The sequence below is a fragment of the Flavobacterium ginsengiterrae genome (assembly GCF_039539785.1).
GTDB classification, from domain to species: domain Bacteria; phylum Bacteroidota; class Bacteroidia; order Flavobacteriales; family Flavobacteriaceae; genus Flavobacterium; species Flavobacterium ginsengiterrae.
In genome coordinates, this window is the sequence record NZ_BAABDU010000007.1 from 218,879 (window position 1) to 245,254 (window position 26,376).

At 32.4% G+C, this 26,376-nt stretch carries 18 protein-coding genes; 14 read left to right on the forward strand and 4 right to left on the reverse strand.

The genetic code is table 11. The features are described from left to right. Positions 1 to 117 precede the first annotated feature (117 nt). Positions 118 to 1,896: an arginine--tRNA ligase gene (argS, locus tag ABD859_RS20355; RefSeq protein ID WP_345146498.1), complete on the forward strand. Its 1,779-nt coding sequence runs from the start codon at positions 118 to 120 to the stop codon at positions 1,894 to 1,896. A gap of 485 nt (positions 1,897 to 2,381) precedes the next feature. Here argS and ABD859_RS20360 read toward each other — a convergent pair whose 3' ends face one another. After that, positions 2,382 to 3,287, reverse strand: coding sequence for a DUF6607 family protein (locus ABD859_RS20360; RefSeq protein WP_345146500.1), 906 nt, complete (start codon positions 3,285 to 3,287; stop codon positions 2,382 to 2,384). A gap of 103 nt (positions 3,288 to 3,390) precedes the next feature. Between ABD859_RS20360 and ABD859_RS20365 the strand changes: the two genes are divergently transcribed. From ABD859_RS20365 to ABD859_RS20425, 13 genes are all read left to right on the forward strand, one after another. Continuing rightward, on the forward strand, positions 3,391 to 5,505 hold the full coding sequence (locus tag ABD859_RS20365) for a TonB-dependent receptor plug domain-containing protein (RefSeq protein WP_345146502.1): 2,115 nt from the start codon (positions 3,391 to 3,393) through the stop codon (positions 5,503 to 5,505). A 17-nt stretch (positions 5,506 to 5,522) separates the two neighbouring features. Then, positions 5,523 to 6,947 (forward strand): HmuY family protein, encoded by a 1,425-nt coding sequence (locus ABD859_RS20370; RefSeq protein WP_345146504.1) that lies wholly within the window; start codon positions 5,523 to 5,525, stop codon positions 6,945 to 6,947. 279 nt (positions 6,948 to 7,226) lie between these two features. After that, positions 7,227 to 8,690, forward strand: a complete 1,464-nt coding sequence (locus ABD859_RS20375; RefSeq protein ID WP_345146505.1) for an SGNH/GDSL hydrolase family protein — start codon at positions 7,227 to 7,229, stop codon at positions 8,688 to 8,690. Beyond that, positions 8,683 to 10,104, forward strand: a complete 1,422-nt coding sequence (locus ABD859_RS20380; RefSeq protein WP_345146507.1) for a GDSL-type esterase/lipase family protein — start codon at positions 8,683 to 8,685, stop codon at positions 10,102 to 10,104. The genes ABD859_RS20375 and ABD859_RS20380 overlap by 8 nt, the downstream gene beginning before the upstream one ends. A 1-nt stretch (position 10,105) precedes the next feature. After that, on the forward strand, positions 10,106 to 11,788 hold the full coding sequence (locus ABD859_RS20385) for an MBOAT family O-acyltransferase (protein ID WP_345146509.1): 1,683 nt from the start codon (positions 10,106 to 10,108) through the stop codon (positions 11,786 to 11,788). A 424-nt stretch (positions 11,789 to 12,212) separates the two neighbouring features. Then, positions 12,213 to 13,565: a signal recognition particle protein gene (gene ffh / locus ABD859_RS20390; RefSeq protein WP_345146511.1), complete on the forward strand. Its 1,353-nt coding sequence runs from the start codon at positions 12,213 to 12,215 to the stop codon at positions 13,563 to 13,565. A 133-nt stretch (positions 13,566 to 13,698) separates the two neighbouring features. Continuing rightward, entirely contained in the window at positions 13,699 to 14,586 is an 888-nt protein-coding gene (locus ABD859_RS20395; protein ID WP_345146512.1) for a bifunctional 5,10-methylenetetrahydrofolate dehydrogenase/5,10-methenyltetrahydrofolate cyclohydrolase, read from the forward strand. A gap of 417 nt (positions 14,587 to 15,003) precedes the next feature. After that, positions 15,004 to 15,930, forward strand: coding sequence for a magnesium transporter CorA family protein (locus tag ABD859_RS20400; protein WP_345146513.1), 927 nt, complete (start codon positions 15,004 to 15,006; stop codon positions 15,928 to 15,930). Positions 15,931 to 16,265: 335 nt separating this feature from the next. Beyond that, complete coding sequence (locus ABD859_RS20405; protein ID WP_345146514.1) at positions 16,266 to 19,058, forward strand: outer membrane beta-barrel protein; 2,793 nt, start codon at positions 16,266 to 16,268, stop codon at positions 19,056 to 19,058. 103 nt (positions 19,059 to 19,161) lie between these two features. Next, positions 19,162 to 19,776 carry a hypothetical protein gene (locus tag ABD859_RS20410; RefSeq protein ID WP_345146515.1) on the forward strand — a complete coding sequence of 205 codons (615 nt, stop codon included), beginning with the start codon at positions 19,162 to 19,164 and terminating at the stop codon, positions 19,774 to 19,776. A gap of 4 nt (positions 19,777 to 19,780) precedes the next feature. Then, positions 19,781 to 20,071, forward strand: coding sequence for a winged helix-turn-helix domain-containing protein (locus tag ABD859_RS20415; RefSeq protein ID WP_008464519.1), 291 nt, complete (start codon positions 19,781 to 19,783; stop codon positions 20,069 to 20,071). Between the two features lie 58 nt (positions 20,072 to 20,129). Beyond that, positions 20,130 to 21,518, forward strand: a complete 1,389-nt coding sequence (locus ABD859_RS20420; protein WP_345146516.1) for a DUF4153 domain-containing protein — start codon at positions 20,130 to 20,132, stop codon at positions 21,516 to 21,518. 142 nt (positions 21,519 to 21,660) lie between these two features. Further along, positions 21,661 to 23,568: an outer membrane protein assembly factor BamB family protein gene (locus ABD859_RS20425; RefSeq protein WP_345146517.1), complete on the forward strand. Its 1,908-nt coding sequence runs from the start codon at positions 21,661 to 21,663 to the stop codon at positions 23,566 to 23,568. A gap of 66 nt (positions 23,569 to 23,634) precedes the next feature. Here the strand turns inward: ABD859_RS20425 and rluF are convergent, their stop codons facing one another. The 3 genes from rluF to ABD859_RS20440 form a co-directional block, all read right to left on the reverse strand. Next, positions 23,635 to 24,459: a 23S rRNA pseudouridine(2604) synthase RluF gene (gene rluF, locus ABD859_RS20430; protein WP_345146518.1), complete on the reverse strand. Its 825-nt coding sequence runs from the start codon at positions 24,457 to 24,459 to the stop codon at positions 23,635 to 23,637. A gap of 111 nt (positions 24,460 to 24,570) precedes the next feature. Beyond that, on the reverse strand, positions 24,571 to 25,431 hold the full coding sequence (locus ABD859_RS20435) for an alpha/beta fold hydrolase (protein WP_345146519.1): 861 nt from the start codon (positions 25,429 to 25,431) through the stop codon (positions 24,571 to 24,573). A 163-nt stretch (positions 25,432 to 25,594) separates the two neighbouring features. After that, positions 25,595 to 26,374 carry a zinc ribbon domain-containing protein gene (locus ABD859_RS20440; RefSeq protein ID WP_345146520.1) on the reverse strand — a complete coding sequence of 260 codons (780 nt, stop codon included), beginning with the start codon at positions 26,372 to 26,374 and terminating at the stop codon, positions 25,595 to 25,597. Positions 26,375 to 26,376 lie beyond the last annotated feature (2 nt).

The following is a 26,376-nucleotide window of genomic DNA, read 5'->3' on the forward strand; positions in this document are numbered from 1 at the left end:
CAATTGAAATAATGTCTTTTTTAAGAAATTATAATCGTTTTGTATGATTTTATATGTTTTTCATTTTCTGTAATTGATGAATAAGCAGTATCTTTGCTCACTTTAAAATAAGTTTACATGTCATTATCACAAATTCTTACACCTTCTATACAAAAAGCAATACAGGCATTATTTGACGTTTCTGTCGATAAAATTGAGTTTCAGACTACCAGAAAGGAGTTTGAAGGCGATATTACAATGGTTATTTTTCCTTTACTGAAAGTGATTAAAAGCAATCCGGCAGAACTGGGAAATAAAATTGGAAATTATCTGGTAGAGAATGTTTCTGAGGTTGCCCGCTTTAATGTGGTTTCTGGTTTCTTGAATATTGTTATTTCAGACAGTTATTATGTGAATTTCTTTAACGGAATAAAAGATCAAAAACAATTTGGATTTGTTTCTGCAAATCCAGATGAAAAAGCGGTAATGGTAGAATATTCTTCTCCAAACACCAACAAACCTTTGCACTTAGGCCATGTTCGTAACAACTTGTTAGGATATTCTGTTGCCGAAATTCTTAAAGCATCAGGTAAAAAAGTGTATAAAACCCAAATCATCAACGATCGTGGAATTCATATCTGTAAATCGATGCTGGCATGGGAAAAATTTGGAAACGGAGAAACTCCGGAAAGTTCAAATTTAAAAGGAGATAAATTAGTTGGTAAATATTATGTTGAGTTTGATAAAGCTTACAAAACAGAAATTAATCAATTAATTGAAACTGGTAAAACCGAAGAAGAAGCTAAAAAACAAGCTCCAATTATTATTGAAGCGCAGGAAATGCTTAAAAAATGGGAAGCTGGAGATGAAGCTGTAATTGCACTTTGGAAAAAAATGAACCAATGGGTTTATGATGGTTTTGCCACAACTTATACCAATCTTGGAGTTAACTTTGATAAATATTATTACGAAAGCAACACCTATTTATTAGGTAAAGATGTTGTTCAGGTTGGTCTTGATAGAGGTGTTTTTGAAAAAGATCCTGATGGTTCAGTTTGGATTGATTTAACCGATGAAGGTTTAGATCGTAAAATTGTTCTTCGTTCAGACGGTACTGCGGTTTATATGACTCAGGATATTGGAACTGCAATTCAGCGTGTAAAAGATATGCCGGATGTTGGAGGAATGGTTTATACAGTAGGTAACGAACAAGATTATCACTTTAAAGTTTTATTCTTAATCTTAAAAAAACTTGGTTTTGACTGGGCTTCAAGTTTGTATCATTTATCATACGGAATGGTCGATCTTCCTTCTGGAAAAATGAAAAGCCGTGAAGGAACTGTTGTAGATGCCGATGATTTAATGCAGGACATGACAGACACAGCAAAACAAATTTCTGAAGATTTAGGAAAATTAGACAGCTATTCTGCAGATGAAAAAGCAAAATTGTATAAAACAATAGGGCTTGGGGCTTTAAAATACTATATATTAAAAGTAGATCCTAAAAAACGTATCTTGTTTAATCCGGAAGAATCTGTAGATTTTGCAGGAAATACAGGGCCGTTTATTCAGTATACTTACGCCAGAATTCAATCAATTATTAGAAAAGCAGATTTTGATTTTTCTGCAAAAGTTCAAATAGAAGAATTACACGAGAAAGAAAAAGAATTGGTAAAACAAATCGAACTTTTTCCTGAAGTAATTCAAAATGCTGCACAAAATCATAGTCCGGCATTAATTTCAAATTACACCTATGATTTGGTTAAAGAATATAATTCATTCTATCAGTCTGTTCATATTTTAGGTGAAGTTGATTTAACAAAAAAAATATTCAGAGTACAGCTTTCACAGAAAGTTGCAGAAGTTATAAAATCAGCATTTAGTCTATTAGGAATTGAAGTTCCTGAAAGAATGTAAGAATCTTTATAATAATGAAAAATTAAAAGCCGATAGTTTTTTAAAACTATCGGCTTTTTTTGTTTGAATTTTTTATTGATGATTCAGCCTCAATTAGTTTATGAAAAACTTCAGAAGTTAATTTTTAAGTTAAAAAGTATTTTTTTGTAGGAATAAACTATTAATTGTATTAATTTTCGCACTTTATTTAAGCATGACATTATTTTAGTTTTTTTTAAATGATTTTCGACATTTTGTGAAATGCATTTACAGAAAACACTTTTTAGTTAAATTGCTGTTACTGAGAAAAAGATATATGTAATTGAGTTAGTAAATGGCTGAATTTAAAGATACCTCCTTATATTCATTTTTAACTATTTTGAATTAGTACACCTTTTAGTAAAAATAATAAGGAACAAACCGTCTAAGATTTAGACGGTTTTTTTGTAAATAAAAAAGGCCGATAATTTTAAAATTATCGGCCTTTTATAACTAACACAAATATTTTATTTTACGAACTTGTTGATGATAGCATCAGATTCTGCTTTTGTTGCGTTTGGTTTTAAATCAAACAATAAAGAGTAAAGTGCTTTTCTTTCAACTTTAGCCTCTAAATTCAAATCCTGATGTCTGTCAAAAAGAGTCTGCCATTTGTCACGAACGTTTTTCCAAAGAGCATTGTTTTCTTTCCACCATTTTTGAGCAGCGATACATTTAACATCAGGAACTTTCGTGTAAACATCAAATCCTTTTTCCTGAGCTAAAAGAACATCTTTTCCGGCATCATCACGAACAAGTTTGTCGTTATCCTGCTCATGATTCCATCCTGTGGCTGTGATTTCGTGAATGTTTCTTCTTTTTAATACATTATAATCATTACGTTTAGTCTGCTCTCTTCTAGGAAGCGGAGCATCGGCAACGTTTGCCCAGTAATCCTGTCCGTCAACATGTACCCAAGTCGAAGAACCTTCATATCTTGGACTATCGTCTACCTGGAATACTTTCTGAGTCCATTGCCCTTTAACAGCTTTTTTATCTAATTTTTTGTATTTCCAGGAATTTCCTTTATCAAAAGTATATAAGTCTGTGTTTTCATATAACCAGTCTTGTCTCCAGTGTTTGATAATCATATCGTCACTTACTATTAATAAGTGCTGCATAACAATTTTGTTTGGATTATCTTCTAAAAGCTCTACCCATTCTAATGCCGATTCATGTTTTGTTTGAGAAGGTTTATAAGTTGCCGAATCTTTAGCATACTGAAAAGTTTCTGCAAAATTAAATTTCACTTCATAACAGCCGCACATTGATTTGATTGACTTAATATCTTGTTGTTTTTTTGCGTCCTGACTGAAACCTAGGCTGCATGTTAAAGCCATAATGGCTGAAAAATAGAGGCTTTTTGTAATCATAACTTATTGATTTATTTTAATTTTTTGCAAATATATAAATTTAATTTAGAACAATTAAAAATAGTTATATATTTGCATCGATTATTAAGACTGAATAAAAATAATGAAAATAAAACTAACTTTTTTTGCTGTAATACTTTTATGTCAAATTTCTTTTTCGCAGCAAAAAGATACCATTACATCGCGAGAAAAACTTTCTGAAGTTGTTGTTACAGGGCAGTTTGAACCGCAATCAATCAAAAAATCTGTATTTAATGTTCGGGTGATTTCTAGTAAGGATATTCAAAACCTTGCCGCTACAAATCTTGCAGATGTTTTGAATCAATATCTCAACATTACAGTAAGGCCTAGCAGCACAAGTGGCAGATCGACAGTTTCTTTATTTGGATTAGATGCGCAATATTTTAAAATTTTGGTTGACAATGTTCCTTTAGTAAATGAAGCTGGTCTGGGCAATAATACAGACTTATCTCAAATCAATCTTAATGATGTTGAGCGAATTGAAATTGTTGAAGGATCAATGGGGGTTGTTTATGGTGCTAATGCTGTTAGTGGAGTTTTAAACATAATCACAAAAAAATCTTCAAACTACAAATGGGGAATCAATGCCTATGTTCAGGAAGAAACAGTAAGTGATGAATATTCTCTATTTAAAGAAGGACGTCATATTCAATCGTTAAAGGTTTCTCATTCATTTAACAAAAATTGGTTTGCATCACTTGGGGCAAACCGTAATGATTTTCAAGGTTATTTGAATGATAAAGAAGGGATGGATTACTTTGAAAATGACCAAAAGCGCGGTTATAGATGGCTGCCAAAAGATCAATTAAACACTACGGCACTAATAGCATACAACAAAGATAATTTTCGTTTTTTCTATCGATTTGAGTTTTTTGATGAAAATGTAGACTACTATAATAGTACGGTACAATCTGGCTTTAATCCTGTTACAGGTTCTTATCGTTATTCTGATGACAAAAGATATTTTACAAACAGATATTACCATAATTTAAATGCTGTAGGGAAATTGTTTTCTCAGCTAAATTACAATGTGTCTCTTTCACATCAAAAACAACAAAGAGATGTGGAAGATTTTAGATATCTTTTTGCTGCTAAGACTGAAGATAATAATGTAAAAGTAAAAGATCAGTCTATGGAAGTTCTTTATTCAACAGGAACATTAAATAATTTTTTTGCAGATAAAAAAGTCGATTTGCAAATAGGATATGAATTTGTAAATAATCAAGGATTCTCATTAGTGCAAGAAGCTAATGCAATCTTTGTACCGGTTAGAAAGACTATTGAGAATTATGATTTTTTTGTTTCTTCAGAGATTATGGCAACTGAAAGACTTTCAATCAGACCAGGATTAAGATTTTCGGCTCAGTCAAAGTTTGATAATCAATATGCTTCTTCAATTGGACTAAGGTATTTATTTGATAAAGGGGTTGAAGTACGTGCTTCTTATGGTGATAGTTTTAGAACACCAACTTTCGAAGAATTATATTCTAAACTTATTTTTGATGGACATTTCTTCATTGGTAATGAAAATCTGGTTCCTGAAACAAGTACCTCATATGAAACCAGTCTCAAAAAGATGACGACATTTTCTTCAGGATTACAAATGTCAAATACTTTCGCGGGCAGCTATTTAGATGTAAATGATAGAATTGATATGGCATTAGTTGGATTTAATTCTGATACAGGTAATCCAGAATATCAGTATATCAATATTAGTAAGTACAAAGTTTGGAACTTTTCTGCTGTTAACCAATTTAGGAAAGATAATTTGACTTTTAATTTTGGAGCTGCTATAATTGGAATCTCACAGAAAATAGAAAACAAAGTTTTTACTTCGGATGATAAGTTTTTGTACTCTTTTAACCTAAATGCGAGTTTTTCTTATCTAGTTCCAAAATGGAAAACTACATTTTCAGGATATTATAAATATAATGGAAAAACACAACGATTTATAGAAGGTTCTACCTCATTTATATTATCTGATATTGATCCAAGTAACTGGCTGGATGTTTCTATTAGAAAAAACTTTTTTAAGGATCAATTTGAAGTTACACTTGGAGCAAGAAATGTTTTTAATATCACAAATGTAAATCAAAGCAATACAAATCAAACTGCAGGACATGCAGCGCCAGGAGAAGTAATGCTTGCTTATGGACGCTCATATTTTTTAAAATTAGCATATAATCTTAATCTTTAATATAAATCAATAAATCAATGAAAAAACTTTTATTTTTATCAATTGCCTTATTGTCTCTTGTTTCTTGTTCAAGCGATGACAATAATCCGGTAGAAGCTAATGCAGTCTCGTTTGCTCAGGCTTCATTAAACTTAACTCAGGCAGCAACTCCTATAGAGTTAAAATTTGCGACTGCTACAACTGAGGCAGGGACACTTACGATTTCTTTTACAGAAACGGGTGTAGTTAGCGGTACAGATTTTACTACTTTACCAGCTGCAACAGCAAAAACAGTTGTTGTTCCTTTTGAAAAAGGGGTTTCTTCTGTAAGTTTCACTTTTAATAAACTAAAAGATGCTATTGAGGGAGAAGTGAAAAATGTTGTTTTCACGATTACAACTTCTTCTATTAATATTGTAACTGGATTGAATAAATCAGTTCAGGTTAATTTTAATCAAACAGCTTCATTAGGAAGTGTTTTAGCTGCTACTGTAGGTGGGCCAAATCAGCCAAATCAGCTTTATCTTGATTTAAGCTCAGGTACATCTAAATCAGTAAACAGAGCTGCTTGGGATTTTGGGTTTTATTCAGGAAGTGATTTTAGAGTTATTATAAACGGCTCAGTAAAAATGGCTGTGAAAAAACTAGAAACTTCTGATATTACTTTGCCGCAGGAAATTGATGCAAATGTAACTGTTGGTGCAGGATCAACTTTAGCATCTAACGGATTTGTTGATAACCCAACTGGAGTTTTAGCTGGGGCAGGAGCGGGAATTGGAACTGCTATTGCTGAAGTTTCAGCTACAGATGCAGATAATAAAGTTTACTTAGTTAATATGGGAGCTTTAGTAGGAACAGCTGTGCCGGAAAAAGGAAATGTTATTGTTGATGGAGAGTCTAGAGGATGGAAAAAGGTTAGGATTTTAAGAAACGGTAATGGATATAAAATTCAATACGCAGATTTAGCTTCTACTACTTTTACAGAAAAAACAATTTCTAAAGATGCAGCTTTCAACTTTAACTATTTTAGTATAGCTTCAGGAAATACTGTTTCAGTAGAGCCTGAAAAAGATAAATGGGATCTGAACTTTACAGTATTTACAAATTATTTAAATATGGGTACTGGTGAAGTTACTTATGGCTATTCTGATTTTATTACAACAAATTCTAAAGGAGGAGCAAAAGTTTATCAAGTCTTAGTTTCTACCGGAGGATCATATGCTGACTTTACAAAAGCAAAAGTTGTTGAAGACAGTTTTAAAGTTTCTGAGACCGATCAAAGAATAATTGGAGCAAACTGGAGAAATGGTGGAAGTCAAACTACTTTGCCAAGTATCAGAACAGATCGTTTTTACGTAGTTAAAGATGCAGCTGGTAACTATTATAAAGTAAAATTCTTAACTATGCTGAATGAGGCAAGCGAAAGAGGTAATGTTACTTTAGAATACGCTATCTTGAAATAATATAAAAATGAAAATCTAAAAAAATATAAAGATTATTCATTCTAAAAATATAATGCACAGCATTCAAAATTTAGTTAATCTTTAGCTTTGTTTTTTTTATTTTTTTTTGATTTAAGAGGTTAGAATTTTCTAGCCTCTTTTTTTTATTTTCTTTCTTGTTAAAATGAATTAAAACTGAATGATTTAATTCTATCTTTGCGCAGCAATTTTTTAAAACAGAATTAACCGTAATAATGATAATTATTTACCGTTTTTATTCTTCAAAATATAATTAGTTAAGTGAATACAAAATCATATTTCTTTCAGTCTTTTGCAATCGTTGCATTAGCCGTTATTGCTTTCGCGGGTTTTAAACAAATTCTGCCGGATAAAATTTTTTCGGATGCTAAATTAGATTCAAAAAATGTTCTTATCGATAGTCTGCTTCTTGAATCTGTCGCTAAAGATTCTCTTTTAGTCGATAGTACGGCTGATAAATCGGGTAAGGAAAAAATAGTTTATGATGCTTCTGAGGGAATTGAATTTCCTTCTGAAACTTTCGATAAGTATAAAGGATTTCAATATCTGATTTCTTTTTATGAAAAATTATATCAGTTAGAGCAAAATCCAAGCGGACATGTTCGAATTGCGTATTATGGAGATTCTATGACCGATGGTGACTTGATCGTACAGGACGTTCGTATGAATTATCAGGAACATTTTGGAGGAAATGGAGTTGGTTTTGTTTCCATAATTTCAGAATCATCGGCTTCAAGAGGTTCTGTAAAAACACTGTATTCTAAAAACTGGAAAATACAATCCTATTTAAATGTAAAAAAACCAATCAGCCCGTTTGGTGTAAACGGACATGTGTTTTTTGCAAATGATAAAAACAATACAACCTGGGTTCAGTATGAAGCCGGATTGAATAAATATTCAACTTCTTTAGATAATCCAACATTATTTTATGGAAGATCTTCTAAAAAAGGAAATGTAAACTTTATTATTGGAAAAGATACATTAAGAAAAAGTCTTTCGCCAAACAATTTAGTAAACAGCTTAAAAGTAACTTCGGGAAGTGTAAAATCTTTCAAAGCTAACTTTATCCATGCTGATTCAATTCCAATTTTCGGTTTTAATTTTGATAACGGAACTGGTGTTCACGTTGATAACTTCTCGCAAAGAGGAAATTCAGGACTGCCGATTTCTATGTTTGACGCCAATGTAATGCAGGCATTTAATAACAGTCTGAAATATGATTTGATTATTCTTCATTACGGAACGAACGTATTGAACTACGGAACCAAAAATTATTCTTGGTACGAAAAAGGAATGACTAAAACAGTAAATAAAATTAAAGAATCATTCCCGGGCGTTTCTATTTTGATTGTTTCTACTGCCGATAAATCGACTAAATACAATTTAGAAATGAAAACAGACTCTGCAGTTGTGCCATTAATGAATGCCCAAAAGAAATATGCTTTGGATACTGAATCAGGTTTCGTAAATTTATATACTTTAATGGGCGGAGACGGATCTATGGTAAAATGGGTTGATGAATCTCCAGCCAGAGCAAATAAAGATTATACCCACTTTAACCAAAGGGGAGCAAAAGCCATTGGGAATTTATTGTACAGTCAGTTAAATGAAGGTTACGAAGAATATAAAAAGTTGCGTGAAAAACGTGATGGAGGCGTTAAGCGAGCGATTAAGAAACCAAAAGCAGATTCCGTATCTGTCAAAAAAGATAGCGTAAATGAATAAACTACTTATTTTCTTTTGTTGTCTTTTTTTCTCAACAAACGATAAAACAGAAACATCAGTCCCACTTCCAACAACTAAAAATATGGTTAACAAAATCGATTCAACATCGGTAGAAACTTATACAGGAAATCACATCTATAATGCAAAAGCATTAGAAAGTGTTTTTCAGAAATTGAAAGAGAATGAGAGTGCTGGCAATCAAAAGATAAATATAGTTCATATTGGTGATTCGCACATTCAGGGCGATTTAATGACCAATAAAATAAGAAAGCTGTTGCAGCAAAAATTTGGAAATGCCGGACGAGGTTTAGTATTTCCGTATCAGCTGGCAAAAACTAATGGTTCTTATAATGAGCGTTTTCGATGCAACAGAATTTGGGAAAGTTATCGAAATATTTATCCGGTTAGGGATTATCCGGTTGGGTTAAGCGGTATTGGACTTTGGAGAGACACAGGCGGGTTTGTGGTTGAAATGAGTATAAAAGATCCGGTTTATAAGTTTAATACGATTCAGATTATAACGCCGAAAAATGAAAATATGTTTGAATTGGCATCAGGATCTCAAACCAAATTTGTTGAAACAACTGAGCGAAAAGTAATAACGCATAAAATTAAAAAAGGAGAAGCGATCTCTGTAATTGCAGATAAATACAATGTTTCTGTTACGGAGATTAAAAAGGCCAATCAGCTGAAGTCAAATAATATTCGTGCGGGAAGGATTTTAAAAATTCCAACTAATCAAACACAGCCAAAGAATATTAAAACATCAGAGTTTGTGCCTTTAAACCTGGAATCAGATGCGTTTTGTCATTATTACAAATCAGAAAAAGCATTAGACAGAATTTTTCTAATTCCGAATAAAGAAGCAAAAGAATATGAGCTTAACGGATTGGTTTTAGAAAAAAATGCTCCCGGAATAACGTACAGCGGCATTGGTGTAAACGGAGCGAAGTTTTCAGACTACAATAAATATCCTTTGTTTTTTGAACAATTAAAAGCTTTACATCCTGATCTTTTAATTTTCTCTTTAGGAACCAATGAAAGTTTTGATAAACTCGAAGCTTCAGAATATATAAGAAGACTGCGACAGTTTATTAAAAACATAAAAGATCAAAATATCGACGTTCCTATTATAGTCATGACGCCTCCGCCTTCTTTATTTAGAGGAAGAAAACCAAATCATTTTGTTGGAGAATATGCACAGCGAATAAATGATATTGCCGAAAAAGACGGATTTGCCGTTTGGGATTTATATGATGAATTAGGAGGTTTAAACGGAATAGGACAGTTGAATGCTCAAGGATTAATAGGGAAAGACTGGGTGCATTATTCTAAAAAAGGATACGAAAAACAAGGAAGTTTGTTTTCAGAGGCATTTTTAAAAGCATACGATAATTTTAAATCTAAAAAGTAAGTTGACAACAATAGAAAGCATTAATAATTGGTTCATTCAAAATTTTGGTGCAATTACAATAGAACAAGTTGAAAGCTGGTTTACTTATAACCCAGACGAAAAACTATTATTTAATACCGGTTTATTCTTAGGATTATTTCTGGTGTTTTATTTTGTGTATGGATTTTTACGCAAAACATTTTATTTAAGATTAACGTATGTTATTCTCTTTTCGCTTTTCTTTTATTACAAGTCAAGCGGTATTTACTTTTTACTTTTATTGCTTTCGTCTATTGTAGATTATGGTTTAAGCCAGATTATTTACAAAGAAACTAAAGACAGCACCAAGAAATTATATTTGGTTATAAGTGTAATATTAAATTTAGGATTACTTGGCTATTTCAAGTATATGAATTTCATGATTGGTACTTATAACGATATGTTCAATGGTAATTTAAAATTTCATGATATCTTTCTTCCGGTTGGAATTTCATTCTATACTTTCCAGTCAATGAGTTATATTATCGAAATTTACCGTGAAGAAATTAAGCCGACAAAAAACTATATCGAATATTTATTTTTCGTTTCGTTTTTCCCGCAGTTAGTTGCCGGGCCAATTGTGCGTGCAAAAGATTTTCTTCCGCAGATTTATCAAAAATTAAACTTAACGAGACAAGACGTAAACAACGGTTTGTTTCTGATTATTGGAGGTTTAATTAAGAAAACGGTTATTTCAAATTATATCTCGGTAAACTTTGTCGATCGTGTTTTTGATACGCCGATGAACTATACCGCATTTGAAAATTTAATGGCATCTTACGGTTATGCCATTCAGATTTATTGTGATTTCTCAGGATATTCAGATATGGCAATTGGAATCGCATTGCTTTTAGGATTTAAGTTACCGGCCAACTTTAGAACGCCTTATAAATCAACTTCGATTACAGATTTTTGGAGAAGATGGCATATTTCGCTTTCAACATGGTTAAAAGACTTTTTATATATTTCCATAGGTGGAAACAGATCAGGTTCTTTTGCCGGATATTTATTCCCAAGTTTATTTTTCTTCGGATTATTGCTTTGGGGAATGGCAAATTACACAACAAGTATAATTCCATTAATTGTTGCGCTTAGCAGTATTTTAATTTTCTGTTTGTCATTTTTGCTTTCAAGTAAAAGGAAGCAGACATTGGTAACCAATTTCAATTTGTTTACCACAATGCTTTTAGGAGGATTATGGCATGGAGCAGGAGCACAGTTTATTGTTTGGGGAGCTTTACACGGATTAGCATTAGCGATTCATAAAATATTTATGGAATTTTTTCCATCTAGAAAAGACGGGAAAAGCAACTTTCTTTGGACATTCTTTTCAATTCTGATTACGTTTCATTTCGTGGTGTTCTGCTGGATCTTTTTCCGCGCCAGAGATTTCGAAACGGCTTTACAGGTAATTAACAATATTGGTCAGTTAACTTTTGAACCAGACCATTGGCAGGCTATAATTTTAGGTTATAAAAATGTATTTTTATTAATGCTGTTTGGTTACGTTTGGCATTTCCTGCCAGAAGTTTTCACAACAAAAATGAAGCTTGTTTTCGACAAAACACCATTATTAATAAAAGCCATAATCTTAGGATTTGTTTATTGGATTGTATATGCAACAGCTGTTGCCGGTTCGCAGCCATTTATTTACTTCCAATTTTAATTTTAAAGTTTTAAAGTGACATAGTTACAAAGGCGCAGAGGTTTTTCTTCTTGCGCCTTTTTTTTGGATTTCTGCGAAGGCGCTAAGACATAAAGTTTTTTTCTCTTGCAGATTTAGCAGATTTGTTTTTGAGTTTTTGTTTCACGCAAGATTCGGCAGATTTTAGCAGATTTAAATTTTTGATTATTTAAAAAATAGAAATCAGCATGATCTGCTTTATCTCAATAAATCTGCGTGAAATAACTTTGCGACTTTGCGTCTTCGTGGCTAGTAAATCTTTGCAAAAAAACTTTGTGTCTTATCGTCTTGGCGGCGAAACAAAAAAACTTTGAGACTCTGTTCCTTTGCAGCTTTGAACCTTAAAAAATAAATTGCCTGAAATATCTAATTAGATTATCTTTGCACTTCAAATAAAGAAAAAGATATGTTTGATAATTTAAGTGATAAGTTAGATAAAGCGTTCCATATATTAAAAGGACACGGTAAAATTACAGAAGTAAACGTTGCCGATACTTTAAAAGAAGTTCGTCGTGCTTTACTTGATGCCGATGTTAACTTTAAAATTGCTAAAGATTTTACAACCAAAGTAAAAGAAAAAGCAATTGGTCAAGATGTATTAACAACATTACAGCCAGGACAATTATTGGTTAAGTTAGTAAAAGACGAGCTTACCGAATTAATGGGAGGCGATGTTGCCGGAGTTAACCTTTCTGGAAATCCAACTGTGATCTTGATGTCAGGTTTGCAAGGTTCTGGTAAAACGACTTTCTCTGGGAAATTAGCAAACTTCTTAAAAACAAAGAAAAACAAGAAACCACTTCTTGTAGCGTGTGATATCTACCGTCCGGCGGCGATCAATCAGCTGCATGTTGTGGGAGATCAAATAGGTGTTGAGGTTTACTCAGAACCAGAAAATAAAAATCCTGTTGAAATTGCTCAAAACGCAATTAAACACGCTAAAGCAAACGGATTAAATGTTGTTATCGTCGATACGGCAGGACGTTTAGCAGTAGATCAGGAAATGATGGATGAAATTGCACGTGTACACAAAGCAATTCAGCCGCAAGAAACATTGTTCGTTGTAGACTCCATGACAGGACAAGATGCTGTAAACACAGCGAAAGCTTTCAACGATATCTTAAACTTTGACGGGGTTATCTTAACCAAATTAGATGGTGATACTCGTGGTGGAGCAGCAATCTCAATTAAATCGGTTGTAAACAAACCAATCAAATTTGTAGGTACAGGAGAGAAAATGGAAGCAATTGACATTTTCTACCCGGATCGTATGGCTGAGCGTATTTTAGGAATGGGAGACGTTGTGTCTCTTGTTGAAAGAGCTCAGGAACAATTTGACGAAGAAGAAGCAAGAAAACTTCAAAAGAAAATCGCTAAAAACGAATTTGGTTTTGACGATTTCTTAACGCAGATTCAGCAGGTTAAAAAAATGGGTAACATGAAAGACTTGGTAGGAATGATACCAGGTGCTTCAAAAGCCATGAAAGATGTTGAAATCGAAGACGACGCTTTCAAACACATCGAAGCCATTATTCATTCGATGACTCCGGGAGAAAGAAGCAAACCAGCCATTATCGATGTAAAAAGAAAAGCCAGAATCGCAAAAGGTTCCGGAACAAAAGTCGAGCAGGTAAATCAGTTAATGAAGCAGTTTGACCAAATGAGCAAGATGATGAAAATGATGCAGGGTCCAGGCGGAAAAAATCTGATGAAAATGATGGGTGGCATGAAAGGAATGCCAGGAGGAATGCCGAGATAAAAAATAATAAAAGTTTCAAGTTTAAGGTTTCAAGTTAAGAGACCAAAACTTGAAACTTTTTTAATTACTTAAATATTTGAGTTTCGCAAGTAACGTGAAACATGAAACTTTAAACCTGAAATAAAACAACACAATGCAGCTACTAGACGGTAAAAAAACATCTAACGACATTAAAAACGAAATCGCAGCCGAAGTTCAATCTATAAAAGCAGCCGGAGGAAAAGTACCTCATTTAGCAGCCGTTTTAGTGGGAAATAACGGAGCAAGTTTAACTTACGTAGGAAGTAAAGTAAAATCATGCCAGGAAATCGGATTTGATTCAACTTTAGTTTCTTTACCAGAAACCATTACAGAAGACGAGCTTTTAGCAAAAATTAAAGAATTAAACGAAGATGATAATCTTGACGGATACATCGTTCAATTGCCTTTGCCAAAACATATCGAGGAACAAAAAATTTTATTAGCAATTGATCCTGACAAAGATGTTGATGGTTTTCACCCAACTAACTTTGGAAGAATGGCACTTGAATTGGAAAGTTTTATTCCTGCAACACCATTTGGAATTATGGAATTGCTAGAGCGTTACAAAGTAGAAACTGCGGGAAAACATACAGTAGTAATTGGGAGAAGCCACATTGTAGGCCGTCCAATGAGTATTTTAATGAGCCGTAAAGGAAATCCTGGAGACTCAACAGTTACATTAACACACAGCCGAACTAAAGATTTAGCAGAATTTACTAAAAATGCCGATATCATTATTACAGCTTTAGGAGTTCCGGAATTCTTAAAAGCTGATATGGTAAAAGACGGAGTAACTGTTATTGACGTGGGAATTACACGTGTAGAAGATGCATCAAACCCAAAAGGATATGTTATAAAAGGAGATGTTGATTTTGACGGAGTAAGCAAAAAAGCATCATTTATTACACCAGTTCCGGGTGGAGTAGGGCCAATGACAATTGCAATGCTTTTAAAGAATACTCTTTTAGCACGAAAAATGAGAAGCGCAAAAAACAAATAATAATTTGTATCAAAATATAATCTTGTAAAGTCTTATTAACCGCAAGGATCGCAAAGATTTTTACACTTAAGTTTTATAAAATATAAAGTTCGCAAAGCCAATTCAATATAAAGCTTTGCGAACTTCTTGTTTTATAAAGAATCCCTAAAAAAATCTTTACGCACTTTGCGTTTAAATTATCTGTATTTTCAAGACTGAATACTAAAAACTGAATACTTTCTAAGTGTTTAAAACTCAAAGTGCCGTTTTTAATATATAATTAATAGTTTAAACTTTTGGTTCTTAAAAATAAAGGATACTTTTGCAGCACTTAAAAAAAACACACTTCTCCAAATGGACGATTATTATTATTCGTTAGTATTTAATTAAAGCAGCTTTTGAATTTCAAAATGCTGCAATAAAACCCTGTATTTTGAAATGAAAGCCTTTTACACAAACAACAACGGATTGGTAGAAATCCAAAAATGGACTTCAAATTGCTGGATTCACATCGAATCTCCAACAGAAACAGAAAAAAAATATTTATTAAACGAACTTCAGGTTCCTGAAGCTTTTTACAATGATATCGAAGATATCGACGAAAGACCTCGTATCGAAATTGAAGATGGCTGGACGCTGATTATCATGCGTATTCCCATAAAAAGCGGCGATGTCAAAATACCTTTTCATACCGTTCCTCTCGGAATTATTTTTAAAGAAGATATCTGCGTAACCATCAGTTTTTACAAAACAGAAATCATCGCCGATTTTGTATCATATTCACAACGCAAAAACATCGAAATCGAAGACAATTTCAATTTAGTATTAAGACTGCTTTTATCATCAAGCGTCTGGTATTTGAAATATCTAAAACAAATCAATCAAAAAATAAAACTGGCCGAAGATAATTTAGAGAAGTCTATCAAAAATGAAGAACTGCAGGCGTTACTTCAAATCGAAAAATGCTTTGTATTCTTTATAACATCTTTAAAAGCAAATGATGTTTTGTTTCAAAGAATTAAAAATCTAAAAGCCCACAAAGCCAGTTATGATCCTGAATTATTAGAAGATGTAGAAATCGAATTAAATCAGGCGCAGGATACCGCGAATATTTATAACAACATCTTAACCGGAATGATGGACGCATACGCATCTGTAATCTCAAATAATATGAACAATATTATGAAACAGATGACCTCAATTTCCATCATTTTAATGATTCCGACATTAATTGCCAGCTTGTACGGAATGAATGTCCCAAACGGCTTAGAAGAAAGTAAATACGGAATCTGGATTTTACTTTTAATATCTATAATATTATCAACCTTTGGAGTCTTTCTCTTCAAAAGAAGAAGATGGTTTTAAATATAAAACAGCCTGTTCATTTTTGAATGGGCTTTTTTATGCATTGGGCGTGACCTCATTAAGATAAGCGGGCAAACCTGCTTTGCGAGTATTCGCCCGCTTATCTTAATGAGGTCGGGCTATCCGCACTGCTTCGGCAGTCAGCTCCTATCCCTCACGCGAATTACAGTCATTAATAAAAATGATTATTATAATCAACCAAAAATTAACGGATTGTTTGAATTTAATTTCTAATTCTTAACAATTAGTTCTGGTTTATTTCAATTTATAAAGTAAGTTTGCTCCTATAAAAATGAAATAATTAAAAGCCTTTAAAACAAGTACATCCGTTATTTATGATTAAAACTTTACAATTCACTGCATTCTTTTTTCATGATTTAGTTCTTTCAAATACATTTTTTACAAAACCAAATAAGATAAAAACACTTATTTTTCTTGTTTTTCTCTTACATACTATTTCTTCTTTTGCACAGAAAAATGTCACTCTCAGCGGTAAGATTGTTGCCGAAAATAATTTACCTGTCGAAGCATCAACAATTTACCTTATTCATCCTAAAGATTCTTCTTTAACAGCTTATACACTTTCAGATAAAAACGGCCTTTTTAAATTAGAAACCAAATCAGGATCTCAAAACAACATTTTAAAAATCTCGGCAGAAGGTTACCAGGAGTTTTCTGAAACGATAGAAAAACTTCATCAGAGTGTAGATTTAGGCGTTGTAAGGCTGATAAAATATGATATTGAACTGAATGAAGTTATTATAAAAAACGAAGCTCCTATCCGAATAAAAAAAGATACCATAGAATTTAATGCCTCTTCATTTAAATTACGTCCAGATGCCAACGTAGAAGCTTTGTTGAAAGAATTGCCCGGCGTAACTATTGATGCTGATAAAAAAATAACAGTCAATGGAAAAAAGGTGAGTCAAATATTAGTTAACGGAAAACCCTTTTTTGATACAGATGGAAAAATAGCACTTCAAAATCTTCCGGCTGAGCTCATAAAAAAAGTACAGGTTTCAGATACCAAAACGAAAGAACAAGAATTTACCAAACAAGCTTCGACATCAGAAAATGTATCAATCAATCTAACAATAGACAAAAAGAAAAATAAAGGCTTTTTTGGTAAATTGTTGGGCGGTTACGGAAGCTCTGAAAGATATGAAAGAAGTGCTTTACTTAGTTATTTTAAAGATAAAAGGCGTATTAGTTTTTTGGCTTCTTCAAATAATATTAATGCATCTGGTTTTTCAATGAACGAGGTTTTTGATAATATGGGAGGCGGAAGAAACGATGGTTCTGGAGGTGCTTCTGGCGGCAGGGGAGGAATAACAAAATCGAATATGATTGGATTAAGTTATTCTGATGAATGGTTTAAAGAACAAAGTTCTGATTTGAATTATTATTTTAATAATTCTAACACAGACAATACAAATAGAACATCAGAGCTTACTTTACTTCCAACAGGTTCTTTATTGTCAAAATCTGCTTCAAAAAACGATCAGGATTCTAACAGGTATAGTGTAAATTTGAATTTTGAGTATAAAGTTTCTCCTTCAATAAAAGTTTTTTTTGGACCGGTCATTGAAACAGGAAAAACTACATCGGTAAATACTTTTGAAAGAAAAACATGGAATGAGAATAATGAGTTAATAAATTCCAGTAATTCTTTTAATACAAGCGAAAATAATAATACCAATTTTAGAAATAATCTTAGATTTTTTTCAAATTCTAAGAAAGAAGGACGATACTTTACAGCCTCTTTTGAAAACGAAAATTCACGAAATGATTTAGATACAAGAGTAAATTCATTGACCGTTTTTGCACAAGGAACAAGTCCTGACGATTTGCGTAATCAAAATGTTATTCAGAAAAATAACAGAGATAAATATACAGGCACCCTTCAGTATTTTGAACCAGTAACAGATTCGCTAAGGCTGAATTTTTCAGTAATCACTGATTATGAAAAAACAAGCGATGATAAAAAAACATTCGACCGTAATGGTCAGGATATGGAATATGATGTTTTTAATCAAGTACTTAGTAATTATAACTCTTTTAATAGTTTTAGAGTAAACCCTAATGTGGGATTTAGTGCGAGTATAAATAAATTTGATTTATCAGCATCTACAGGAACTTCTGTTATCAAGACTCAAAATCATGCATTTTATTTAAAGGAAACAACAGACTTGAATAAGAACTATTTTATCCCAAACGGAACGATTAGTGCAAATTACAGAATATCACAATCTCAGAGTATATTGATGATGTATGAGCGCAAATTTACAATTCCAAAAGGAAATCAGGTTTTGGCAGTTGCTAATTTAGATAATCCCTTAGTTGTTGTAACAGGAAATTCTAATTTAAAACCTTCAACCTTTCATTTTCTGCAAACAGGTTTTTCAAGTTTTAATTTTCAATCAGGTTCAGGTTATTTTGTCCATTTTAGTACTACCTATTTTGACAGTCAGGTTGTGGGAGCTTCAGCATATAACAGTTCAGGGAAACAGATTTCAACTTTTGATAATGTAGAAGGCACATACGATATGTTATTAGCAGGAGAATGGAACAAAAGCATAAAGAAAGATGTGAATACTTTTGGACTGCGGTTTTCTATGTATGCTAATTATAGTTTAAATAAAGGTTTTACAAATAATCAGCTGTATGAAGCAAAAACATTAAGGCTAAATCCCGGCTTTGGATTTGCGTATGACTATGGCGAATTATTAAACATCCATCCATATTATAATTTTACATACAACGACATTCGATATAATAATACTTCTTTAAGTTCAACTTCAAATACAACTCATAATTTTAATATCGAAATGACAAGCTTTTGGCCTAAGAATTGGGTTTTTGGCAACGACTTTGGCTACAACTATAATTCGAACATTTCCGGACCTTATAAAAGAGATTTTTATTTGTGGAATACCAGCTTATCCTACAAATTTGCGAAACAATTTACATTTAAAGCGAAAGTTTACGATTTGCTGAATCAAAATCAGAGTGCTTTCAGGAATATCTTGCCAACGGCTGTTATTGATTCAGAAACCAATGTTTTAAAGCGCTACGTAATGTTTTCGTTACTGTATAAATTTAAAAATTTTGAAACAAATCAGAGCTAATCTTAAGTACAAATTGATGATAAGGCCGCTTTAAAAAAAAGCGGCCTTTTTTTATTGTCATTTCAAAATAAATAATAACTTTGTACTGCAAAGTACTTTAATTATGAATCAAAAGCATCAAGAAGATTTAGCACATATTCGTTCCATGATGGAGCGCTCTTCCAGATTTATATCTTTAAGCGGACTTTCAGGAGTTTTCGCGGGACTTTCTGCTTTAATTGGCGGTATCTTTGTATACCAGTTGTTTAAAGCAAATGGTGTGGATTATCTAAACGATGAGCATAGATTATATTCTGCTAATCTGGTTTCAGAATTATTCTGGATAGGAATTACAATTTTAGTATTTGCATTTGTATTCGGAATCTTTTTTACCATTAGAAAAAGCCGAAAATACAACCTGCCAATCTGGACTTCGGCAACCAAAAAAATGCTGTTTAATTTGGCAGTACCGCTTTTAACAGGAGGAATATTCTGTCTGGCATTAATGCATCATGGTTATTTTGGTCTGGTAGCACCGTCAACTTTAATATTTTACGGATTAGCCGTTATAAACGCTGAAAAATATACATTTTCTGATATAAAATATCTAGGTTTTTCGGAACTGATTTTAGGATGTATTGCACTTTTTAATATAGGATATGGATTGATTTTCTGGATTTTAGGATTTGGAATCCTGCATATCGTATACGGATTAGTGATGTTCAAAAAATACAAATAACCCAATGGGAATTATTGATAAACTAAATAAAGATTTTGAAAGCCGTGTCAGACTGGGTATTATGTCCGTTCTGATGGTTAACGACTGGGTAGATTTTACCGAGATGAAAACGCTTTTAAATATCACCGATGGTAATTTAGCGAGTCATTCCTCAGCATTAGAAAAGTCAGAATATATTGAGATTAAAAAGGAATTTGTGGGTAAAAAACCAAAAACATCTTATCAGGTAACACCGCTTGGCCGCGCGGCGTTTAAAGAGCACCTTTCTTATCTCGAAAAATTAATGAAATCCTAATTACTCTATTTTTTTGTCTAATAACTTTGAAATGCAAAGTACTTTTAAATTAAAAATCATGAAAAAACATCAAATTATTTTAGCCTGTACAGTGGTATTTACCCTGCTTTTTTACAATCAGTCTCCGGGAGTTAATCTTTCTATTTTTGGCGTAATACTAACGCTTTTTATTAGTTATTTTTTTCAGGAGAAGTTTGTTGACAGATCCCATTTAGTTTTGGTTGTAACCTCTATTTTATCTTGTTTTGCTTTTGCCTGGTACGGAGACGCTGCTTCATTTTTTGCTTTAGCATTATCAATTTTGTTTCTACAGTTTAAAACACAGGATGGAGAACTTAAAATCATTCAGATTTTCCCGCTCATTTTTCTAAATGGCTTTACCTCTTTTGGTCGTATTTTTATGTTTAATCAATGGCTGCCTGAACGAAAAATACACAATGACTTGGCTAAAAAAATCGTAGCATTTGTTGTTATTCCGGTTATCTTTTTAGGATTGTTCTTTATTGTTTACTCTTTTGGAAGCAATCATTTTTCTTCATTGTTTACGGATTACACTTTAGATATTGATCTTTTTGAGCTTATCTTAATCAGCGCGATTGGATTTTATGTTTCGTTCAGTTTTTGGAATTACTGGGTTCCGGACGCCTGTTATGATTTTAATCCAAAACTTAAAAATGAATTCACCAATATTTTTGAAATAAAAAACCAAAGTACATTTTCATTTCTTGATCTGGATTTTGAAAGAAAGAGCGGCGAAATCACATTGTTTTTGCTAAACATTATGCTTTTGGTTTTTATAGGAACATATAATTACGAACAGTTTTTTGAAGTGGTTGAAAAAACAAACTTAAGCGCCGACACGCACGAACGTGTAAATGCTGTGATTTTTTCAATTCTAATGGCAGTTGGTGTAATCTTATTTTACTTTAAAGGAGGATTTAATTTTGATGAAAAAGCAACAACATTGAAAAAACTGGCAAAAGTGTGGATTACATTAAATGTAGTTTTGATTGTAAGCGCTATGATAAAAAACTCAGAATATGTTTCATTTTATGGTTTGACTTACAAACGTTTAGGCGTTTATGCGTTTTTGACTTTGGCAATTATTGGTTTAGTATATTCTTTTTTAAAAATTGTAAAACAAAAAACAAATGCATATTTGGTTAATCAAATGGTTTGGTATTTCTATGCGACCATTTTAGTATGCAGTTTTTTTAATTGGGGGAGTTTAATTACCAATTACAATATTTCAGTAAACAAAGGTGTTGAGCCCAAATTTTTGAGCAGTTTAAACTTTAATGACGAAGTTAGAAGAGAATATTTTGCAAAGAATAATTTAGACGGACAGTATCCAGAAATCACCAGAGAAGAAATGATAAGAAATTACCAACAAAATGGATTTTTATCGAAAGCATTATATTATGATTTCGTGGAAGTTAAACCGTAAATATGTTAAAAAATCTTTTTGAAAATTTAATTTAATTTTAGAAAGATTTTTTTTACTTCCAGCCTTGCTAATTAATTTCTATTATAAGATATTTGCTGTCAAATTGTTAAAAATAATATAAAATCTTAACCTGCAGAAAACTATGAAAAAAATTACGCTGGTTCTCTTTTTAACATTCGCCTGCTTAACTGGTTTTGCCCAAAGAAAAGCTGACGAAGTCTTAAAAATGAATTCAAAAATTGAAGATTTAATGCAAAATCCTATTACAGGAATTATTGTTATTAAAGAAGGAAATGTTGTAAAGGGTATTAATCCGGAAACAAAAGCTGAGGCTTGGAGTTTTGATGCTGATAAAACAGTTGGAGAAAGTACTACGCTTGAAACATTAAGCAAATTAGACACAGACAACTTATTTGCAAGCAAAAGAATCTTAAAGAACATCGATGGTACTCCATACGTTGAAGCTTTAGTGAACTACAAAACAGTTCTAATCAATACACTTGATGGAAAAGTGGTTTACAACTCAGCTAATTATAAATACACTGTTTTTAACAGCCAGTTTTTATATGGAGAAAATCAGTATTTAGTAAAAGGTGCAGAAAACGGAAAAGTAATCGCATCTTTAATCGATCTTAATACTGGAGATGTATTATGGAAAACAGAACAGGGAGATGCAAAAAGCGCATTTGCTTCAATGTTTACTTTTAAAGCAAATGCTTCTAACGAAGCAGAAGTAAGCGATACTACGATTTACTCACTTTATTTAGGTAAATTATCTGCAATTGATAGAAATACCGGAGCTTTAAAATGGACTGGAGAATTAGAATATACTAAAGTATTTCCAACTCAAAACAGTAAAAACCTTGTTGTAATTAATAGTAAAGGATTGCTTTCGTCTAAACAATATTTAAATGTATTAGACGCTGAAACAGGAAAACCAATCTGGGAAGATGCTATTAAAACAAAATACATTGTTTACTTAGAAGACTGGGGAGATAAAATTTTAGTAGCTCACAACAGCGGATTTAACTTTTATAACTTAAAAGACGGTTCTAAAATTTGGAAAAAAGACGCTCGCGGCGACGGATTGAAAAAAGTAATTTCTCTTGATGGCGACTACTTATATGTTGCTGAAAATGAAATGATGCTGATTGACAAAGACGGTCAGAAAAAATGGAAAAGCTTCATCGAAATTTCTGATGATAAAGAAGATGCAATTAACTACTTAGGTAAAGTTGATGATAAAGTTTTATACCTAACAGCTACTTATGGTAACATGGTAGATTATAAAACAGGTAAAAAATTATGGAGAGGAAACTTAAAATTCAACGCAAAACGTCCTTTATTAAACGTTTTTGACGAAGAAAACAATCAATTCTTAGTTTACAATGATGAAGAACTTTTCAAATTCAATACTACTGTAAAAGATAAACCAGACCCATTTGCAAAAGTAAACATCAAGAAAGAAAAAGAATTAAACTCTATCGAATTATTTCCATGGGGTGTAGCTCTTTCTGGACCTACAGAAGTTATGGGAGTAAGCAAAGAAGGTAAAGTTTTATACCACAAAATCTATACTCAGCCTGGTGACGGAGGAAGAGCTTGGGGGCAAGCTTTAGCAACTGCAGGATCTATTGGTTTAGGAGTTTCTGCAGGATATAATGCTGCTATGGGATCTGAGTGGAGAATGGTTTACATTGATCCGGCTACAGGAAAAGAAACAGGTTCTTCTGTTATCAAAAAACAAAATGACAAACAATTAAACAGAGCAGCAAAACAAGCGGCAGGATCTGCTGCATTAGCTGACGTTTCTAAAAGATTTTCTCAGCGTTTTGATGCTATGAGACAAAGCCGTGATTTCTCTTATATTTTTGCTAAAGACGAAGCTACACAGCAAAAAGTTTTAGTTAAAGTAAAGAAAGATGACGGAACAGAATTAGATAAAATCTTATTCGAAAACATGCGTCCAATCTACGAAGTAGATTTTGCTACGCAGTCTGTATATTACATTTTTGAAAATGAATTAAGAATTTTTAACAACAAAATCTAATTCAGATAACAATAAAGAAAAAGGCGTATTGAAATTTCAATACGCCTTTTTTATTTATTATAAAAATTATTGATTTCCTCGTTTTTTAAAACGCGGATCATTTTTAGAAATAAACGGTGTTCTTCTGCTTGTGTTTTTATTTGGAGTTTCAACTTTAGGCAGACTGGCTTCTTCTGTTTTACTCGAAGGCTCAATTAATTGATTTAATTCTTTAATTTCGGCATCGGTTAAATCTCTGTAACGGCCAACCGGAACATCAAGTGAAATATTAATAATCCTGATACGTTTAAGCGCAGTAACTTCGTAACCCAAATATTCAGACATTCTTCTAATCTGGCGGTTTAATCCCTGCGTTAAAATGATCTTGAAAGTATATTTACTGATTTGTTCTACTTTACATTTTTTGGTAACAGTATCCAGAATCGGTACACCATTTCCCATTCTCTGGATAAAACGTTCTGTAATAGGTTTGTTTACTGTAACCGTATATTCTTTTTCGTGATTGTTTCTGGCGCGGAGAATTTTATTTACAATATCGCCGTCATTCGTCATAAAAATTAATCCTTCACTGGCTTTATCCAATCTTCCAATTGGGAAAATACGTTTTGGATAATTAATATAATCTACAATGTTATTTCTGACTTCTAGATTAGTTGTGCATTCAATTCCAACTGGTTTATTGAATGCCAGATAAATCATTTTTTCGTGTTTTTCTACGATTAATTTTCCGTCTACACGTACTTCATCATCTGGTGAAACTTTAGTTCCCATTTCCGGCACTACACCATTTATTGTCACACGTCCTTCCTCAATTAATTTATCGGCTTCACGACGCGAACAAAAGCCTGTTTCCGCTATAAATTTATTAAGACGTTTTAAATTTTCTTCCATGATGCAAAAATAGGCAAAAAAATGATTTTAGATTTTAGATTTCAGAGTTTAGATTTTTTATTATAAAACTTAGAGTCTTAGCAACTCAGTACCTTAGGATCTTTAAAAAAATTACTTTGAACTTTCAGAAAAAAGAAACTCAATCACTTTATCGTACAATTCATCATCATGCATTCCGTGGCCTAAACCGCTTGTTTCTACAAACTGGCTGTTTTTCCAATTGCTGGCTATTTTTTTTCCTTCGGCGAAAGCCACAATTTTGTCTGAAGTATCATGTGCAATAAAACCAGCGACATTAAATTCTGAAGCAAATTTCTGTCCGGAAAAATCCTCCAATTTAAAATTAAAACGATTAATAAATTTGTTTTCTAAAAGAGGAAGCATTCTTCTGTTTAAACTCAGCATTGAAACATAATTGTCAATCAAAGTTTTTAAATCTGATGGAGCACCCAAAATCACCATTTTATTGATGCTCGTATTTGGAAATAAATATTGATGATACACACACGCAGCACCGCCAATAGAATGACCAATAATAATTTCAGGCTGATATTTTTCTACTGCTTTATTGATGAATTCTGCGTAAAGCGGAACATTAAATTCTTTTCCACTGCTTTGTCCGTGTGCAGGTGCATCAAGAGCAATAATGGTGCTTCCGGATTTTTGAAGATGTGGTAAAGTTTTCTTCCAACGCGACGAATTACTTTCCCAGCCGTGAACCAAAAGAATTTTGGTTTCATTTCCTTTCCAGATATAAGTTTGAAAATGATGTTCGTTATGATGAAAAATTTCTGTTTCAGTATTTCTTAAAACTTTTGGGAGTTTTTCTTTTTGTAATCGGCCAATTCGAGGCTGGCTGAAAAGCGCATACGAAAGTTCCATTGCCTTTTGCGGACGCACATAACTCAAAAAATTGATATAAGATCCAACCGATTTTAATGTGATGAAACGAATTCCTTTTTTAATTCCCAAAACTTAATTTTTTTCTAAAGGTAAAAAAAAGTTTTGCCACAGTTTAAAAGATTACAAAGGATTTCTTCTTCAAACTTTAGAATTTTAATCCGTGTTAATCATTTTAATCTGTGGCAAAATATAAATGCAAAAAAAATCCCGATATTTAATCGGGATTTAATATTTAGAATTTTGAGAACAATTGTTCCATTTTTTCTTTTTCTTCGTCTGCTAAAGCAGTGTCAACTAAGATTCTTCCAGAATGCTCATCAGTGATGATTTTCTTTCTTGAAGCAATTTCAACCTGAGTTTGTGGTGGAATCGTAAAGAAAGATCCTGCAGAAGCTCCTCTTTCGATAGAAACTACAGCTAATCCGTTACGAACACTGCTTCTGATTCTGTTGTAAGCTGCTAATAATCTGTCTTCGATTTGCGCAGCATATTCAGCAGATTTCTCAGTTAAGAAAGTTTCTTCTTTCTGAGTTTCAGCCATAATAGCGTCTAATTCAGATTTTTTATGTTTTAAATGAGAGCTTTTAGCATCAAGTTTTTCTTTTAAGTTAGAAATAACTTCTTTTTTGTGCTCGATAGAAGCTTTCATTTCTTTGATTTGCTTTTCAGCCAATTGAATTTCTAATTCCTGAAATTCAACTTCTTTTGTCAAAGAATTAAATTCTCTGTTGTTACGTACTGATTCTTGTTGTTTTGTGTACTTTTTGATAACCTCTTTATGCTCCTCAATAGCAATTTTCTTTGCTTTGATTTGCTCCTCAATCACTTCAAGTTCACCTTTCAGTTTTTCTGAACGAGTGCTCAAACCTGCAACTTCATCTTCTAAATCTTCAACCTCTAAAGGAAGTTCTCCTCTAACGTTTCTGATTTCGTCAATTCTAGAGTCAATAAGCTGTAAATCGTATATTGCTCTTAACTTGTCCTCAACACTTAATTCTTTCGTATTCGTCATAT